13 protein-coding genes are annotated in these 17,025 nt (G+C 61.6%); 6 read left to right on the top strand and 7 right to left on the bottom strand.

Features of this window, described 5'->3' with window-relative positions; all coding sequences use genetic code 11:
- The first annotated feature begins 1 nt into the window (after position 1).
- The 4 genes from J2Y83_RS20685 to aqpZ all read left to right on the top strand — a co-directional run bounded on the left by J2Y83_RS20685 (position 2) and on the right by aqpZ (position 4,135).
- Complete coding sequence (locus J2Y83_RS20685) at positions 2–805, top strand: alpha/beta fold hydrolase (RefSeq protein WP_253397825.1); 804 nt, start codon at positions 2–4, stop codon at positions 803–805.
- Between the two features lie 3 nt (positions 806–808).
- Positions 809–1,372 (top strand): peptidylprolyl isomerase, encoded by a 564-nt coding sequence (locus tag J2Y83_RS20690; protein WP_253397827.1) that lies wholly within the window; start codon positions 809–811, stop codon positions 1,370–1,372.
- Positions 1,373–1,455: 83 nt separating this feature from the next.
- Positions 1,456–3,288, top strand: a complete 1,833-nt coding sequence (locus J2Y83_RS20695; protein WP_253397829.1) for an ABC transporter ATP-binding protein — start codon at positions 1,456–1,458, stop codon at positions 3,286–3,288.
- Positions 3,289–3,433: 145 nt separating this feature from the next.
- Entirely contained in the window at positions 3,434–4,135 is a 702-nt protein-coding gene (aqpZ, locus tag J2Y83_RS20700) for an aquaporin Z (protein WP_253397831.1), read from the top strand.
- A 12-nt stretch (positions 4,136–4,147) separates the two neighbouring features.
- Here the strand turns inward: aqpZ and J2Y83_RS20705 are convergent, their stop codons facing one another.
- A complete protein-coding gene (locus tag J2Y83_RS20705) occupies positions 4,148–5,272 on the bottom strand; it encodes a GNAT family N-acetyltransferase (protein WP_253397833.1) in 1,125 nt (374 codons plus the stop codon).
- Positions 5,273–5,554: 282 nt separating this feature from the next.
- Here J2Y83_RS20705 and J2Y83_RS20710 point away from each other — a divergent pair, with 282 nt between their 5' ends.
- Positions 5,555–6,877 (top strand): putative porin, encoded by a 1,323-nt coding sequence (locus J2Y83_RS20710; protein WP_253397835.1) that lies wholly within the window; start codon positions 5,555–5,557, stop codon positions 6,875–6,877.
- 120 nt (positions 6,878–6,997) lie between these two features.
- Here the strand turns inward: J2Y83_RS20710 and J2Y83_RS20715 are convergent, their stop codons facing one another.
- The 5 genes from J2Y83_RS20715 to aceK form a co-directional block, all read right to left on the bottom strand.
- Positions 6,998–7,231, bottom strand: a complete 234-nt coding sequence (locus tag J2Y83_RS20715) for a zf-HC2 domain-containing protein (RefSeq protein WP_253397837.1) — start codon at positions 7,229–7,231, stop codon at positions 6,998–7,000.
- On the bottom strand, positions 7,225–7,839 hold the full coding sequence (locus J2Y83_RS20720) for an RNA polymerase sigma factor (RefSeq protein WP_253397839.1): 615 nt from the start codon (positions 7,837–7,839) through the stop codon (positions 7,225–7,227). The genes J2Y83_RS20715 and J2Y83_RS20720 overlap by 7 nt, the downstream gene beginning before the upstream one ends.
- Positions 7,840–7,925: 86 nt before the next feature.
- Entirely contained in the window at positions 7,926–9,047 is a 1,122-nt protein-coding gene (locus J2Y83_RS20725; RefSeq protein WP_253397841.1) for a beta-ketoacyl-ACP synthase III, read from the bottom strand.
- A 228-nt stretch (positions 9,048–9,275) separates the two neighbouring features.
- A complete protein-coding gene (gene hrpA, locus J2Y83_RS20730) occupies positions 9,276–13,187 on the bottom strand; it encodes an ATP-dependent RNA helicase HrpA (RefSeq protein ID WP_253397843.1) in 3,912 nt (1,303 codons plus the stop codon).
- A gap of 70 nt (positions 13,188–13,257) precedes the next feature.
- Positions 13,258–14,979: a bifunctional isocitrate dehydrogenase kinase/phosphatase gene (gene aceK / locus J2Y83_RS20735; protein WP_253397845.1), complete on the bottom strand. Its 1,722-nt coding sequence runs from the start codon at positions 14,977–14,979 to the stop codon at positions 13,258–13,260.
- 256 nt (positions 14,980–15,235) lie between these two features.
- On the opposite strand from aceK, the gene J2Y83_RS20740 reads away from it, so the two are divergent.
- Entirely contained in the window at positions 15,236–16,132 is an 897-nt protein-coding gene (locus tag J2Y83_RS20740; RefSeq protein ID WP_253397847.1) for a DMT family transporter, read from the top strand.
- Positions 16,133–16,163: 31 nt separating this feature from the next.
- Here the strand turns inward: J2Y83_RS20740 and J2Y83_RS20745 are convergent, their stop codons facing one another.
- Entirely contained in the window at positions 16,164–17,024 is an 861-nt protein-coding gene (locus J2Y83_RS20745; RefSeq protein WP_253397849.1) for a DMT family transporter, read from the bottom strand.
- Position 17,025 lies beyond the last annotated feature (1 nt).

Raw genomic sequence — 17,025 nt, forward strand, 5'->3', positions numbered from 1 at the left:
CATGGCCTGGTTCGAACATGAAGGGTGCAGCCTGCATTACGAGGAATATGGCCACGGCGCCCCACTGATTTTGATCCACGGCCTGGGCTCCAGCAGCCAGGATTGGGAGTTGCAGATTCCGGTGCTGGCCCGGCATTACCGGCTGATCGTGGTGGATGTGCGCGGCCACGGGCGCTCGGACAAACCCCGGGAGCGCTACAGCATCAAAGGTTTCACCTTCGACCTGATCGCCCTGATCGAACACCTGGACCTGCCTCCCGCCCATGTGGTGGGCTTGTCCATGGGCGGCATGATCGCGTTTCAACTGGCGGTGGACGAACCGGCGCGGGTCAAGAGCCTGTGCATCGTCAACAGCGCGCCCGAGGTCAAGGTGCGCAGCGCCGACGATTACTGGCAGTGGGCCAAGCGCTGGACCCTGGCACGCGTCCTCAGCCTGGGCACCATCGGCAAGGCCCTGGGCGACCGCCTGTTTCCCAAACCGCAGCAGGCCGACCTGCGCCGCAAGATGGCCGAGCGCTGGGCAAAAAACGACAAACGTGCTTATCTCGCCAGCTTCGATGCGATTGTGGGCTGGGGCGTGCAGGAACAACTTTGCAGAATTACCTGTCCAACCCTGGTCATCAGCGCCGACCACGACTACACCCCTGTGGCACAGAAAGAAATCTATGTAAAACTGCTGCCCGATGCGCGGCTGGTGGTGATCGAAGATTCCCGCCATGCCACGCCCTTGGATCAACCCGAAGTCTTTAACGCTACCCTTCTCGATTTTCTAAAGACAGTCGAAATCACTACCCAGGATCACTGACCCATGCTGAAAAAAATCGCCTTCTTTGCCGGTTCCGTGCTGTTCGCTGCCAACCTGATGGCGGCCGAGCCTGCCAAGGCGCCCCACGTATTGATCTCCACCACCAACGGCGACATTGAAATCGAACTGGACCCGGTCAAGGCGCCGATCAGTACCAAGAACTTCCTGGCCTACGTCGACAAGGGTTTCTACACCAACACGATTTTCCACCGTGTGATCCCGGGCTTCATGGTCCAGGGCGGCGGGTTCACCACGCAGATGGCGCAAAAAGACACCAATCCGCCGATCAAAAACGAAGCCAGCAACGGCCTGCATAACGTGCGGGGCACGCTGTCGATGGCGCGCACCTCGAACCCGGATTCGGCCACCAGCCAATTCTTCATCAACGTCGCGGACAATGCCTTCCTCGACCCAGGTCGCGATGCCGGTTATGCCGTGTTCGCCAAAGTGGTCAAGGGCATGGACGTGGTCGACATCATCGTCAACTCGCAGACCACCACCAAACAAGGCATGCAAAACGTGCCCATCGATCCTGTCCTGATCAAGTCGGCCAAGCGCATCGACTGAGGTCCGCAGGTAGTTCCGCGCGGCGCTCACAAGGCGTCGCGCGCCTTTGAACAGGAGAGCCCGCCGGGCGGGCGTCAACCCTAATGCTCTATCGTCGTTTCGAACAACTGATCGATATTTTCCGCGACGCGCCCAGCGCCGCCCCTCCCGACAAAGTCCTGCCCTTCTACCTCTACTACTTGCGTCAGGTGTGGCCGTGTTTCGCCGCCCTGTTGGTGGTGGGCCTGATCGGCGCACTGATCGAAGTCGCGCTGTTCAGCTACCTGAGCCGCATCATCGACCTGGCCCAGGGCACACCGCCGGCGAATTTCTTCCAGGTTCACAGCACCGAGCTGATCTGGATGGCCGTGGTCGCCCTGCTGCTGCGTCCGATCTTCGGCGCCCTGCATGACCTGCTGGTCCACCAGACCATCAGCCCCGGCATGACCAGCCTGATCCGTTGGCAGAACCACAGCTACGTGCTCAAGCAGAGCCTGAATTTCTTCCAGAACGACTTCGCCGGGCGCATCGCCCAGCGCATCATGCAAACCGGCAACTCCCTGCGCGACTCCGCCGTGGCGGCCGTGGATGCGATCTGGCACGTGGCGATCTACGCCATCAGTTCCCTGGTGCTGTTTGCCGAAGCCGACTGGCGCCTGATGATCCCGTTGGTGACCTGGATCGTCTGCTACAGCCTGGCATTGGGCTACTTCGTGCCACGGGTGAAAGCGCGTTCGGTGATTTCCTCCGAGGCGCGCTCCAAGTTGATGGGGCGCATCGTCGATGGCTACACCAACATCACCACCTTGAAGCTGTTCGCCCATACCCAGTCCGAGCAGGAATATGCCAAGGAAGCGATCATCGAGCAGACCGAAAAAACCCAGTTGGCCAGCCGTGTGGTGACCAGCATGGACGTGGTGATCACCACCATGAACGGCCTGCTGATCGTCACCACCACCGGCCTGGCCCTGTGGCTGTGGACCCACTCGCTGATTTCCGTGGGCGCGATTGCCCTGGCGACCGGCCTGGTGATTCGCATCGTCAACATGTCCGGTTGGATCATGTGGGTGGTCAATGGCATTTTCGAAAACATCGGCATGGTGCAGGACGGCCTGAAAACCATCGCCCAGCCGCTGGCCGTGGTCGACCGCGACAACGCTCCACGCCTGACCGTACCCCATGGCGAAGTACGCTTCGAGCAGGTGGATTTCCACTACGGCAAGAAGAGCGGGATCATTGGCGGCCTGAACCTGAACATCAAGGCCGGTGAAAAAATCGGCCTGATCGGCCCCTCCGGCGCGGGCAAATCGACCCTGGTCAACCTGCTGCTGCGCCTGTACGACCTGCAAGGCGGGCGCATTTTGATCGACGGCCAGAACATCGCCGAGGTCGCCCAGGAAAGCCTGCGCGAACAGATCGGCATGATCACCCAGGACACCTCGCTGCTGCACCGCTCGATCCGCGAGAACCTGTTGTATGGCAAGCCGGACGCCAGCGACGAAGAACTCTGGGCCGCCATACACAAGGCGCGTGCCGATGAGTTCATCCCGCTGCTGTCGGACGCCGAAGGCCGCACCGGGCTGGATGCCCATGTGGGCGAGCGCGGGGTCAAACTGTCCGGCGGGCAACGCCAGCGCATCGCCATCGCGCGGGTGCTGCTCAAGGATGCGCCGATCCTGATCATGGACGAAGCCACCTCGGCGCTGGACTCGGAAGTCGAAGCGGCGATCCAGGAAAGCCTGGAAACCCTGATGCAAGGCAAAACGGTGATTGCGATTGCGCACCGGTTGTCGACCATTGCGCGGATGGACCGCCTGGTGGTGCTGGAGAAAGGCCAGATCGCCGAGACCGGCAGCCATGCCCAGTTGCTCGCCCACGGCGGGCTGTATGCGCGGCTGTGGCAGCACCAGACCGGAGGTTTTGTCGGCATCGACTGAACAACTCAACATGTGGGAGGGGTGGCCTGGATTTGTGTCACAACCCTGCTGTAATCAGTGCAGTGCCCAGACGGGCGCTGAAGTAAATCGCAGGGAGCATCATTGATTTACTGATTCGGTAGAGCGATCTATCAAGGACGGGTGCATGTCTTTGTTCAAGCGTTCAGTCACAGAAGGTTTAGGTACGTTTTGGCTGGTGCTGGGCGGTTGCGGGAGTGCGGTGTTGGCCGCGGCGTTTCCCGCAGTCGGTATCGGGTTGTTGGGGGTGGCCCTGGCGTTCGGGCTCACGGTGCTGACCATGGCGGTCGCCATCGGGCACATCAGCGGTTGTCACCTCAACCCGGCGGTATCGGTGGGGCTGGTCGTGGGCGGCAGGTTTCCGGCCAGGGAGTTACCGGCGTACATCGTGGCCCAGGTCATTGGTGGCATTGTCGCGGCTGCGCTGCTGTATGTGATAGCCAGCGGCAAACCGGGGTTTGAACTGGCGTCAGGCCTGGCGTCCAACGGCTATGGCGAGCATTCGCCTGGCGGTTATTCATTGGCAGCGGGGTTCGTCTGTGAGCTGGTGATGACGGCGATGTTCGTGCTGATCATCCTCGGCGCCACCGACCACCGTGCCCCGAAGGGCCTCGCGCCCGTCGCCATCGGCCTGGCCCTGACGTTGATCCACCTGATCTCGATTCCCGTGACCAACACCTCGGTCAACCCGGCCCGCAGTACGGGACCGGCGCTGATCGTGGGCGGGTGGGCGATCCAGCAATTGTGGATGTTCTGGCTCGCGCCGATTCTTGGCGCGGTGATCGGCGGCGTGGTCTATCGATGGCTGGGCAAGGAGGAGCCGGCCTGAGGTAACACGGGGTCAGCCCTGCCGATACGGCAGGGCTGCCCTCGCCTCTTCGGCATACGTCAGAATCCCCACCCGCTCGCGCGCCAGGAAATCCTCAACCGCATTCTTCAACCCCGGATGGCGCAGGTAGTGCCACGACCGGGTGATCACCGGTTCGAACCCGCGAATCAATTTATGCTCGCCCTGGGCGCCGGCATCGAAGCGTTGCAAGCCGTGGGCAATGGCGTAATCCATGCCTTGGTAGAAACAGGTTTCGAAATGCAGGCGGTCGAATTCCGCCAGGCAGCCCCAGTAACGACCATAGAAGCTGTCGCCGCCGATCAGGCTGAACGCCATGGCCACCGGGCGTGTGCCTTGCTTAGCCAGCACCACGCGGATCGCTTCGGGCATACGTTCGGCCAGCAGGCTGAAAAACGCGCGGGTCAGGTACGGCGCTTGGCGGCGCACCGCGTAAGTGTTGGCGTAGCAGGCGTAGACAAAATCCCACTGCGCCTCGCTGAGTTCATGGCCTTGCAACCATTCGAACTCGATGCCCTGCCCCGCCACCTGTTCGCGTTCCTTGCGCATCTGTTTACGCTTGCGCGAACTCAAGGCGTCGAGGAAGTCCTGAAAGTCTCGGTAGCCACGGTTCTGCCAGTGAAACTGATAGCCCAGGCGCTGCAACCAACCCGGCTGTTGGGCCAGGGCGTCATCCGCCAGCGGATCGGTGAAGTTGATGTGCGCACTGGAGAGCCCTTCGATTTCCAGGTAACCCGGCAGGCTGTTGAGCAGCTCGAAACCGTCTTCAGCGCTGGCGGCCAGCAAGCGCGGGCCGCTGACCGGGCTGAACGGCACGGCGACCAACAGCTTGGGGTAGTAATCGATACCCGCCCGCTGGCAGGCATCCGCCCAACCGTGGTCGAAGACGTACTCGCCGGAGGAATGCCACTTGCGATAACCGGGCAAAGCCGCCACCAGCCGATCACCTTCCCAGTGCAGTAAATGCTCGGGCTGCCAGCCCGAATGCGGGCCTAGGCTGGCGCTGTCTTCCAGTGCGCTCAGGAACGCGTGTCGCACAAAGGGCTGGGCCTGCGGCACCAGGGCGTCCCAGACCTGCGGGGCGATTTCGGACAGGCTGTCCAGGCGTTGCAGCGGCATCGGCATCCTCACTACTTCAGGGCGTGAAAGCCTCGCGAGTATCGCTTATCGCCGCCCCCGACACACCCTCGAATCGCCGGACAAGGCTCTAAATCAATAGTTCCATTCTAAATAAATTGTCATCTACCTGACATCATTTCGCCACTGCGCAGTCATAAACGATCGCGATACTGACGCCTGTTTTTAGCGCGCCTGGTTCTACCCCGGCGGTTATTTTCCGTCCGTCATCGGTCGGTTGTGTCCTGGATGGTTTGCCATCCCTCCTCACTTTCGGAGATTGATATGCGTCTTGCTTCCACTAAAACTGCGGCGGCCCTCTGTGGCGGCTTGTTGCTGGCCCTGAGCGTTCCGGCCAGCGCTGCAGTCGACGCTAAATTGCTCGACATGCTCAAGGCCAACGGTCAGATCACCGGTTCGCAGTACACTGAACTGCAAGCTGAGCTGGCCAAGGATCAGAAAGAAAAGCAGATCGCACAGCAAGCTCAACAAGAGACCAACGAACAGATCGCGGCCACCGCGAAAAAAACCAACGACCTGAGCGTGTTCGACCAGAAACTCGCCTGGGCCGCCAAGACCCAGTTCAAGGGTGACGTGCGTTTCCGCCAGGAAACCGTGAAGATCCAGGGCGAATCCAACAACGGTGGCCGTGACAAGGACCGTCAACGCATCCGTGCCCGCCTGGGTGCCTACACCGAGATCAACAACCAGGTCGACACCGGCATTCGTATCTCCACCGGCAGCAGCGACGACGCACGCTCCACCAACCAGGACCAAGACAACTACTTCGACAAGAAGTCGATCTGGCTGGACCTTGGCTACATCGACTACCACCCGGACCAGATCAAGAACCTGCACGTCATCGGCGGCAAGATGCTCCAGCCGTGGGTAAGCATGGGCGACGTGATCTGGGATGGCGATATCAACCCGGAAGGTCTGGCACTGACCTACAAATACCCGCTGGGTAGCAGCGCCGAGCTGTTCGGCAGCCTCGGTAACTACAACCTCAAGGACAACGTCGACGGCGACGGCGTGCAATTTCGCAACGACCTGCGCCTGACTTCCGGCCAGTTGGGTACACGTTTCTCGGTGACCGACAACCTGAAAATGACCCTGGGCGGCAGCATCTACGCCTACCAGAACGACGAAAACAGCACCTGTACGAGCAGCACCACGCCTTGCGCACTGGCGGTCAACGGCAACTCGGCGAACGAAGAATTCCGTCTGTACGAGGGTTTTGCCCAAGCTGACATCGGTGGCCTGGCTGTGCCGCTGGCGTTCTACGGTCAATACGTGAAGAACAACGATGCGTCCAACGACCAGGACACCGCCTGGTTGCTGGGTGCCAAGTCCAAGGTGTTCGGTTTCAACCTGGACTACAACTACCGCGATACGCAACGTAACGCTGTAGTCGGCGCCTTCACCGATTCGGACTTCGCCAACGGCACCACCGGTTCGCGCGGCCATAAGATGAAGGTCAGCTACGACATCGACAAGAACTTCGCCGTCGGCGCCACGTACTACCTGACCAAGGCTGACTATGCCAGCCGCACGCAGCGTGATGCCAACACCAACACCCTGCAGTTGGATGCTGAAGCCAAGTTCTAAATGTAAGTGCGACACGCCTTGGGCCAGGACGGCCCAGGGTGGCTTTAACAGCCTGGCGTGGGTGAATCGGTCCCCATCATCCGTCCGATTCCCCCACGCGAGTCTGCCTTCCCCCCGCCGTTACTGATCCTTGCGCCGCTCGGCGGCCAGCCGTTCAGCCAAGGCATCCACATCCTGTACCGGTGCCTGCGGCATGATCCGCAATGTGGCCTGCATCAGGCGCATCTGACGGATAAAACGCCGGCAATTGGGGCAGAACATCAAGTGATGACGCATCAGCAGCCGCTCGCGAAAGGTCAACAGACCATCGAGAAAGTCACTGGAACGCGCCACTTGCTCTTTACACGTCAACATTCGCCGGTCTCCTCAAAATGCTCCACCGTGGCGAAGACTTTAAGCCGCGCACGATGCAACAGCACCCGCACATTGGAGAGCGAAAGCGTCAAAAGATTACAAATTTCCTCCAACTCCAGGCCCTGGCGTTCACGCAGCACCAGGACGCTGCTTTGCAATTCCGACAAATTCAGCAACGTATGCTCCAGGCATTTGCGCAGTTCATCCTCAGTGAGCAGGGCTTCCGGGGTGTCCTGGTGCCAGGCAAAGGGGGCGACAGCCCAGTGGCCATCATCCGGCGTGAAGCGTTCATCGCCGATCGTGCCGTGGGGCGAGGGCAAATCATCGAGCAATACTTCGCGACGATTCTGCTTGTAGCGGCCCTTGGCGGCATTGGCGGTGATGGTCAGCAGCCAGGTCTTGAGGCTGGAGCGCCCTTCGAACTTGGCCAGGTTGCGTACCACTGACAGCCAGGCGTCCTGCACCACTTCGTCGGCATGGCGCTGGCCGACAATCGCATAAGCCACCGCGCGCATTGCGCTTTGGTATTGCGTGACCAATTCCTTGTAGGCCCGCTGCTCGCCCTTGAGCAAGCGTTCAAGCAGGTGCGCGTCGTCCGCTGCTGCCATTCGAGACCTCGGTTTCCAAGTGAGAACGCGATCTGTGTGGGGGCTGGCTTGCCAGCGCCCACATTTGACCGCGGCGCGCCGCAGAATCAGCGTTTGCGCAGAATCACGCTGCCGATCGAGTAGCCCGCGCCGAACGAGCTGAGTACCGCGACGGCGCCTTTGGGCAAGTCGTCCTGGTAAGTGTGGAACGCAATCACCGAACCCGCCGAGCTGGTGTTGGCGTAGGTGTCGAGAATCACCGGCGCTTCTTCCAGCGTGGCTTCACGCCCCAGCAGCTTCTTCACGATCAGGTGGTTCATGCTCAGGTTGGCCTGGTGCAGCCAGAAGCGCTTCACGTCGTCGACGTTCAACTGGTTTTCCGCCAAATGCGCGCCGATCAACTCAGCGACCATCGGGCAGACATCACGGAAGACTTTGCGGCCTTCCTGCACGAACAGTTTGTCGGGCGCGCCGATGCCCTCTTCCGCCGCGCGGTTGAGGAAGCCGAAGTTGTTGCGGATGGTATTCGAGAACTTGGTCAGCAGCTTGGTGCTCACCACGTCGAACTGGTGCTCGGAGGTCGCCAGGTCAGCGCGTTCGAGGATCACCGCAGTGGCCGCGTCACCGAAAATGAAGTGGCTGTCGCGGTCGCGGAAGTTCAAGTGGCCGGTGCAGACTTCCGGGTTGACCATCAGTATCGCCCGCGCCTGGCCCAGCTTGATGCTGTTGGCGGCGTTCTGGATGCCGAAGGTTGCCGAGGAACACGCCACGTTCATGTCGAAACCGAAACCTGCGATGCCGAGGGCTTCCTGGACTTCGATGGCGATGGCCGGGTAGGCACGTTGCAGGTTGGAGCAGGCGACGATCACACCGTCGATGTCGGCGGCGGTCTTGCCGGCGCGCTGCAGCGCCTGTTCGGCGGCGCCGACGGCCATCTGGCAGAGCACCGACCATTCGTCGTTGCTGCGCTCGGGCAGGCGCGGGGTCATGCGCTGCGGGTCAAGGATGCCGTCCTTGTCCATCACAAATCGGCTCTTGATGCCCGACGCCTTCTCGATGAAGGCCGCGCTGGACTCGGTCAGCGCCTGCACGTCACCGCGTTCGATGGCAGCGGCGTTCTCCGTGTTGAACTGCTGCACGTAGGTATTGAAAGACTGCACCAGCTCTTCGTTGGAGATGCTGTTGGCCGGGGTGTACAGGCCAGTGCCGCTGATGACGACGTTATGCACGGTCGTTCCTCTAAATCTGTCAGGCAGAAGATATTGGTACCGTCGTACCAAACTGTAGGTCGTTTGATGCCATCCAGCGGGCATCAAACTGGCAACGCTTTATTCCATCGCGCCGCGGCTGCACACCAGCCCATCACGACGATCCCGGCATTTATAACCGCGAAGTTTGCCACAACCCTGGGGATTTGGCGCCATATCCCGGATAAGCGCCATTGCCCATTGGTGTGATTACGCTTCGACCAGGCTCCATTGCTTGCTCAGGCGCTTGTCCGAAATCGGTACCTTGGTGCCCAACTGCTGGGCAAACAACGACACCCGATATTCCTCCAACCACCAGCGATAGAGCGCTAGCTGGGGGTCGTGCTTGCCTTCCTGGGCATGCTTGTTCAAACGGTTCTGGTACTGCGCCCACAGGCCCGCCAGCTCGCCGCTCCACACCCGATCTTTTTGCACCTGGCTGGGCAGTTTTTCCAGACGCAGCTCGATCGCCTTGAGGAAACGCGGCAACTCCTTGAACCACAGCGCCGGAGTTTCACGCACAAAGCCGGGATAAACCAGATTGCTCAGTTGCAGCTTGATATCGTTCAAGGCCACCGCCTGGGCCAGGTCGATCTTGCCTTTGAAGCGCTTTTGCAGGCCGTGCCAGAGTTTCAGCACGTCCAGGGTCAAGCGCGCCAGGCGCTCGGCGTGTTCGGTCCAACCGCCACGCTTGCGCTCGGCCAGCGCCGCCAGCCCGGCGCCGTCACGCGGCAGGTTGGCTTCGCCGTCCAGCACGCAAGTGTCGAGGCTGGCCAGCAGGATGTCTTCCACCAGTGCGTCGATGCGTCCCAGCTCGCGGTACATCAGGCCCAGTTCGGTCAGGCCGGGCAATTTGCCACGCAGGAATTTTGCCGGCTCGGCCAATTGCTGCATCAGCAGGCGCTGCAAGGCGCGTCGGTGCTGGAATTCGGCCTCGGCGGCGGTGGAGAATCGGCCTTCCTTGACCGTGCCGTTTTCTTCCACCAGCGCCGGATACACCGTCATCGACAACCCGGCGATCTTTTGTTGGGTCTTCTCGGCTACCGCCGCAAACCCCTTGGCCTCCACCGGCTGTTGGCTTTTCGCCGTTTGCGGCACGGCCAACGCGGCCTGGCTGGCCTCGGCAAAGCGTGCGGTCAGCTCGGCCAGGTCGCGGCCTTCGCCGAGAAACTTGCCCTGGCCGTCGACCACTTCCAGGTTCATCTTCAGGTGGCTTTCCACCTGCTGCGCGGCCTCAGCCCAGGCTTCATCGCTGACGCGTGCGCCGGTCATGCGCAGCAACTCGCGCCCCAGCGCCTGGGGCAGCGAACCCTGGGCGAATTCGATACGTTGCAGGGCGGCCCTGACGAAGTCCGGCACCGGCACGAAATTCTTGCGCAGGGCCTTGGGCAGGTTACGCACCAGGGCGATGCACTTGGCTTCGATCACCCCCGGCACCAGCCATTCCAGGCGCTCGGCGGGCAAGGCCGGCAGCAGCGGCGCCGGTACGCGCAGGGTCACGCCGTCACGCGGATGGTTGGGTTCGAAGTGGTAACTCAAAGCCAGCGCCAGGTCGCCCAGGTGCAGGGTGTCCGGGTAATGCGCAGCGGTGACTTCGCTGGCGTCGCGGGCCAGTACGTCTTCCTCGCGCATGATCAGCAATTGCGGGTCTTTCTGGCTGTTGACCTTGTACCAGCTGTCGAACGTCGCGGTCTGGTGGATCTCCGCCGGCAAGCGCGCATCGTAGAACGCATACAGCGTCTCTTCGTCGGCAAGGATATCGCGCCGACGCGCCTTGGCTTCCAGTTCGTCGAGCTGCTCCAGCAACTGCTGATTGGCGGTCAGGCACTTGGCCCGGGACTGGATTTCGCCGCGCACCAGGCCTTCGCGGATAAACAGCTCACGCGACACCACCGGGTCAATCGGCCCGTAATGCACGGGCCGGCGCCCGACCACGATCAGCCCGAACAGGGTGATCTGCTCGAACGCCACCACTTGGCCGCGCTTCTTCTCCCAGTGCGGTTCGAAGTGGTTTTTCTTGATCAGGTGCCCGGCCAACGGCTCGATCCAGTCGGCATCGATCTTCGCCACCATGCGCGCATACAGCTTGGTGGTCTCCACCAGTTCGGCGGCCATCAGCCATTGCGGACGTTTCTTGCCGATGCCCGACGACGGGTGAATCCAGAAGCGCCGCTGACGTGCGCCGAGGTAATCGCCGTCTTCGGTTTTCTGCCCGATCTGGCTGAGCAGGCCGGACAGCACGGCTTTGTGCAATTTGGCGAAGTCCGCCGGTTCCTTGTTGAGGCTCAACTGCATGTCGCGGCAGATCAGGCTCAACTGGCGATGGGAATCGCGCCACTCACGCAGGCGCAGGTAGTTGAGGAAGTTCTTGCGACACCAGTTGCGCAGCGGGCTGGCGGTCAATGCCTGGCGCTGCTCTTCAAAGCCGCGCCACAGATTGACCAGCCCGGCGAAGTCCGAATCGACGTCCTTCCATTGCGCGTGGGCCTGGTCGGCGGCTTGTTGACGCTCCGGCGGGCGCTCGCGCGGGTCCTGGATCGACATGGCGCTGGCCACGATCAGCACTTCCTGCAAGCTGCCCAGCTTGGCGGCTTCGAGCAGCATGCGGCCCATGCGCGGGTCCACCGGCAGGCGCGCCAACTGGCGGCCCAGCGGGGTCAGTTGGCTGTTGCGGTCAACCGCCGACAGCTCTTGCAGCAGGTTGAAACCGTCGCTGATGGCCTTGCCATCCGGCGGTTCGATAAACGGGAAATCGGTGATTTCGCCCAGGCGCAGGTGCAGCATCTGCAGGATTACGGCGGCCAGGTTGGTGCGCAGGATCTCCGGGTCGGTAAATTCCGGGCGACCGATAAAGTCTTCTTCGCTGTACAGGCGGATGCAAATCCCCGGTTCGACCCGGCCGCACCGGCCTTTACGCTGGTTGGCGCTGGCCTGGGAGATCGCCTCGATGGGCAGTCGCTGCACCTTGGCGCGGTAGCTGTAGCGGCTGATGCGCGCGGTGCCGCTGTCGATCACATAACGAATGCCCGGTACGGTCAGCGAGGTTTCCGCGACGTTGGTCGCCAGCACCACGCGCCGACCGGGGTGGGACTGGAAAATGCGCTGCTGTTCGGCCGGTGACAGGCGCGCGTACAGCGGCAAAATCTCGGTGTGCTTGAGCTGGGCCTTGCGCAGCATGTCGGCGGCGTCGCGAATCTCGCGCTCGCCCGGCAGGAACACCAGCACGTCGCCAGGGCTGCGCCGTTCGCTGCGTTCATAGGCGGCGATTTCATCGAGGGTGGCGAGGATCGCCTGGTCGACGGTCAAGTCGTCCTCGACGCGGTTGCCCTCCTCGTCCTGTTCCAGGGTCAGCGGGCGGTACCAGGTGTCCACCGGGAAGGTACGCCCCGACACCTCGACAATCGGCGCATCGTCGAAATGCTTGGAGAAGCGTTCCAGGTCGATGGTCGCCGAGGTGATGATGACTTTCAGGTCCGGGCGACGCGGCAGCAGGGTTTTCAGGTAGCCGAGCAGGAAGTCGATGTTCAGGCTGCGTTCGTGGGCTTCGTCGACGATGATCGTGTCGTAGCGTTCGAGGTAGCGGTCGTTCTGGGTTTCCGCCAGCAGAATGCCGTCGGTCATCAGCTTGATCAGGGTGTTGGAATCGCTCTGGTCTTCGAAGCGCACCTGGTAACCGACCAGTGCGCCGAGCGGCGTGGCCAACTCTTCGGCGACCCGGCTGGCGACGCTGCGCGCCGCGATCCGGCGCGGCTGGGTATGACCGATCAGGCCGTATTGGCCGCGACCGATCTCCAGGCAGATTTTCGGCAACTGGGTGGTCTTACCCGAGCCGGTCTCGCCGGCAATGATCAGCACCTGATGCTTGAGCAACGCCGCCTTGATTTCGTCACGCTTGGCGGCGATCGGCAGGCTGTCGTCGTAGCGGATCAGCGGCAGGCTGGCGCGCCGCGCCGTAACCTGGGTGCAGGACGCCTGCATGCGCGTCACCCACTGCGCCAGCTTCTCCTCATCGGGCTTCTTGCGCAGCTCGAGCAACTGCCGCCGCAAACGGTGGCGGTCGGCGAGCATGGCGTGATCGAGATTTTTCAGCAGTTGGTCGATAGCAGGCGCTTGGTCAGTCATCAGGTGCGTTTTGGTCGTCTATTTATGCAGGGGGCGGATTGTCGCAGAAAACCGCCGGCACGCGCGCCCCTCATTCGTTATCGCGTTCCTTGCGCCGATACGGAAACACGTCGATGACCTTTCCGGCACGAATCGCGTCCTGCAGGCCCTTCCAATAGTCGGCGTTGTACAACTCGCCGTGCAGTTGATCGAACAACTTGCGCTGGCCGGCGTCGGCGAACAGGAACGGTGGGAACTCTTCGGGGAACACATCCAGCGGGCCGATGGAGTACCAGGGCTCCGAGGCCATTTCATCCTCTGGCGTGCGGGGTGCGGGGATGTGGCGGAAGTTGGCTTCGGTGAGGTAGCAGATCTCGTCGTAGTCGTAGAACACCACGCGGCCATGGCGGGTGACGCCGAAGTTTTTCAGCAGCATGTCGCCGGGGAAAATGTTCGCCGCCGCCAGTTGCTTGATCGCCAGGCCATAGTCTTCCAGGGCTTCGCGTTCCTGGGCGGGGTTGGCGTTTTCAAGGTAGAGGTTGAGCGGGGTCATGCGCCGTTCGGTCCAGCAGTGGCGGATCAGCACGCTGTCGCCTTCGACTTGAACCGTGCTGGCCGCCACGTCGAGCAATTCGGCCAGGCACTCGGGTTCGAACTTGCTCAACGGAAAGCGAAAATCAGCGAACTCCTGGGTATCGGCCATGCGCCCGACGCGGTCGACGCTTTTGACCAGGCGGTACTTCTCGATCACGGTGGCGCGGCTGACGTTTTTCGACGGCGAGAAGCGGTCCTTGATGATCTTGAACACCGTGTTGAAGCCCGGCAACGTAAACACGCTCATGACCATGCCGCGTATACCGGGCGCCATGATGAACTGATCATCGGTGGTGGCCAGATGGTTGATCAGGGCGCGATAGAATTCCGACTTGCCGTGCTTGTAGAAGCCGATCGAGGTGTACAGCTCGGCAATGTGCTTGCCCGGCAGGATGCGCTTGAGGAAGCCGATGAACTCCGCCGGCACCGGCACGTCGACCATGAAGTAGGAGCGGGTAAAAGAAAAAATGATCGACACATCGGCTTCGTCGGTGATCAGTGCGTCGATCTGGATACCCTGCCCTTCGCGGTGCAGCAGCGGGACGACTAGCGGCCACTGCTCGTCGTGGGTGTAGATACGCCCGACAAGGTAGGCGCCCTTGTTGCGGTAGAGCACCGAGGAAAACAGCTCGACCTTCAGCTCAGGGTCCTTGCACACCCAGTCCGGCAGGTTCTCGCGCAGTTGCACTTCGAGGCGGCGCAGGTCGGCCGGCAGATCCGCGTAGGGCTCGCTGAAGCTGTAATCCGCGAAAATCTGCGCCAGCATGTCGGAGATTTTCCCGACAGGCGTGTAGATCCGGGTTTGCGCCGCCCTCGCCCGGCGCAGGCTCGGCCGGGTGGTATGGACGAACATGCAGCCGTCGCTGATCAGGTCATGGCTGAACAGGCCGCAGAAGATCGAGTTGTACCAGGTCTCGGACAGCTCATCGTCAAAGCGCAGGTCGATCAGGCCGATGTAGGCGCTTTTCACCAACGGCCAGGCCTCGATGTCCATCAGGGTGGCGTCATCGAAGCTCGCCCGCAGGCGGGTCGTCACTTCGCTGACTTTCTCCTCATACAGGTTGATACGCGCCGCCGAGGCTGCCTGGCCCTGCTGCCACTGGGCCTTTTCAAAACGTTCACGGGCGCCATCGGTGATCTGGCGGAAGTGCTCGCGGTAATCGTCAAAGCCATCAAGGATCATCTGGGCGATAGCGAGGGCGGGTGTGCGCTGCGACATGCGGGAAACCTCGAACGGGCATCTGGAAGCCCAGAGCTTAGCCAGTCAAGGGAGCCAGGAGAAGCAGTCATTTAGCATGCTTGTTTGTGGACTTTCGTTCATTTCGCAGATTTATGGGCGTTATTGGAAACATTCACTGCGGCCAATGCGCAAATCGGCCAGCACAGGCCGGTGACGCGGGTTGTCCTGTAATCAGTGATTGTGTCGAGCCAGTCGCTGGGCAACACTCGCCGCCTTATTGATCTAGGAGTTTTCTGTGAGACCTGTCGACACCCTGTACCTGCTGGGGCTGGCCGCGATCTGGGGCGCGAGTTTTCTGTTCATGCGCATTATCGCGCCGGAAATCGGCACGCTGCCGACCGCGTTTTTTCGCGTGTCGATTGCCGCCGCCGGCTTGCTGGTGATGCTGGCAGTGATGCGCGTGAACTGGGACTTCCAGGGCAAGTTCAAGACCATCCTGCTGCTAGGCGTGATCAACTCCGGCATACCCGCGACCCTGTACGCCGTGGCCGCCCAGGTACTGCCGGCGGGTTACTCGGCGATCTTCAATGCCACCACGCCGTTAATGGGCGTGCTGATTGGCGGATTGTTTTTCAGCGAGCGCCTGACGCCATCGAAAGTCGCCGGGGTGTGCCTGGGCCTGTTTGGCGTGGGCGTACTGACCCGCGCCGGGCCGGTGGCATTTGACTTGGAATTGTTGATGGGCGCGCTGGCCTGCCTGTTGGCCACCACGTGCTATGGCTTTGCCGGTTTTCTCGCGCGGCGCTGGCTGGATCAGCGCGGTGGGCTCGACAGTCGGCTCGCGGCCCTGGGCAGCATGCTCGGCGCGACCTTGTTCCTGCTGCCGCTGTTTGCCTACAGCGCCATCCGCCATCCGCCGGCAAGCTGGGGCGGCTGGCACGTGTGGTTGTCGCTGCTCGGGTTGGGGCTGATGTGTACGGCGTTTGCCTACGTCCTGTACTTTCGCCTGCTGACGGCCATTGGCCCGGTGAAGTCGATGACCACCACCTTCCTGATTCCGCCGTTCGGGGTACTGTGGGGAGCGTTGCTGCTGGATGAGCCATTGTCGATGGCACATCTGTATGGCGGGGTGTTGATTGCGGGGGCGTTATGGTTGGTGTTGCGGCCGGGGAAATTGGCCAAAGCGCTGTAGGGGCGCCTTGCCCCTACAGCGTGCTCAGACGTCAGCTTTTACGGAATACAAACACCAGACCAATGATGATCAACCCCATCCCCAGCAGGCTCAATAACGCGAGCCGATTGCCGAAGATCAGGTAATCCATCACCGCCGTCACTGCCGGCACCAGGTAGAACAGGCTGGTGACATTGACCAGGTTGCCGCGGGCGATCAGGCGGTACAGCAACAACGTCGCCAGCAGCGACACCACCAGGCCCATCCACAGCACCGGCAGGTAAAAGCTGGCGCTGTGCTCAAAGTGGAACGGCTGGAACGGCACAAACACCGAGCACAGCAGCAACCCCGCCAGGTACTGCACGGGTAGCGTGCCCAACGGGTTATCGGTGATGCGCTTCTGCATGATCGAGCCGAAGGTCATGCTTGCCAGGGCCAACAAACCGAAGAGCATCCCGGTCAGGGACATCCCCGACAGCCCGATGCCTTGGTAGACCACCATGATCAACCCCGCCAACCCCAACCCCAGACCGAACATCCGGCGCAAGGACCGTTGGCGCTCCATCAGCACCACGGTGAGAATCGGCTGCACCCCCATGATGGTTGCCATCACCCCTGGGGTGACTTTGAGGTCCAGGGCCAGCAGATAGAAAATCTGGTACGCCCCCAACAACACCAGCCCCGTCGCCGCCGCATACAGCAGCGGCTTGCCGGGTTGCGGCAGTTTCAGCTTGAGGATCGGTACCAGAATCACCAATCCCGCAAGGGCGATGGCAAAACGGATCAGCAAAAAGGCGAAGGGCGACGCATGGGCCAGGCCCAACTTGGAGAAAATCGCCCCGCTGCTCCATAGCAATACAAACAGGCTCGTCGAGGCCGCCGCGGCCACGGATTGTTTCGAAATAACAGACATG

Origin of the sequence: Pseudomonas marginalis, from assembly GCF_024169655.1 — a bacterium.
Classification (GTDB): Bacteria; Pseudomonadota; Gammaproteobacteria; order Pseudomonadales; family Pseudomonadaceae; genus Aquipseudomonas; species Aquipseudomonas paraveronii.

What these genes read in the sequence shown, in the direction of transcription:
- J2Y83_RS20685 (WP_253397825.1), top strand. Translation starts at nt 2, where the DNA reads ATGGCCTGGTTCGAACATGAAGGGTGCAGCCTGCATTACGAGGAATAT.
- J2Y83_RS20690 (WP_253397827.1), top strand. Translation starts at nt 809, where the DNA reads ATGCTGAAAAAAATCGCCTTCTTTGCCGGTTCCGTGCTGTTCGCTGCC.
- J2Y83_RS20695 (WP_253397829.1), top strand. Translation starts at nt 1,456, where the DNA reads ATGCTCTATCGTCGTTTCGAACAACTGATCGATATTTTCCGCGACGCG.
- aqpZ (WP_253397831.1), top strand. Translation starts at nt 3,434, where the DNA reads ATGTCTTTGTTCAAGCGTTCAGTCACAGAAGGTTTAGGTACGTTTTGG.
- J2Y83_RS20705 (WP_253397833.1), bottom strand. Translation starts at nt 5,272, where the DNA reads ATGCCGCTGCAACGCCTGGACAGCCTGTCCGAAATCGCCCCGCAGGTC.
- J2Y83_RS20710 (WP_253397835.1), top strand. Translation starts at nt 5,555, where the DNA reads ATGCGTCTTGCTTCCACTAAAACTGCGGCGGCCCTCTGTGGCGGCTTG.
- J2Y83_RS20715 (WP_253397837.1), bottom strand. Translation starts at nt 7,231, where the DNA reads ATGTTGACGTGTAAAGAGCAAGTGGCGCGTTCCAGTGACTTTCTCGAT.
- J2Y83_RS20720 (WP_253397839.1), bottom strand. Translation starts at nt 7,839, where the DNA reads ATGGCAGCAGCGGACGACGCGCACCTGCTTGAACGCTTGCTCAAGGGC.
- hrpA (WP_253397843.1), bottom strand. Translation starts at nt 13,187, where the DNA reads ATGACTGACCAAGCGCCTGCTATCGACCAACTGCTGAAAAATCTCGAT.
- aceK (WP_253397845.1), bottom strand. Translation starts at nt 14,979, where the DNA reads ATGTCGCAGCGCACACCCGCCCTCGCTATCGCCCAGATGATCCTTGAT.
- J2Y83_RS20745 (WP_253397849.1), bottom strand. Translation starts at nt 17,024, where the DNA reads ATGTCTGTTATTTCGAAACAATCCGTGGCCGCGGCGGCCTCGACGAGC.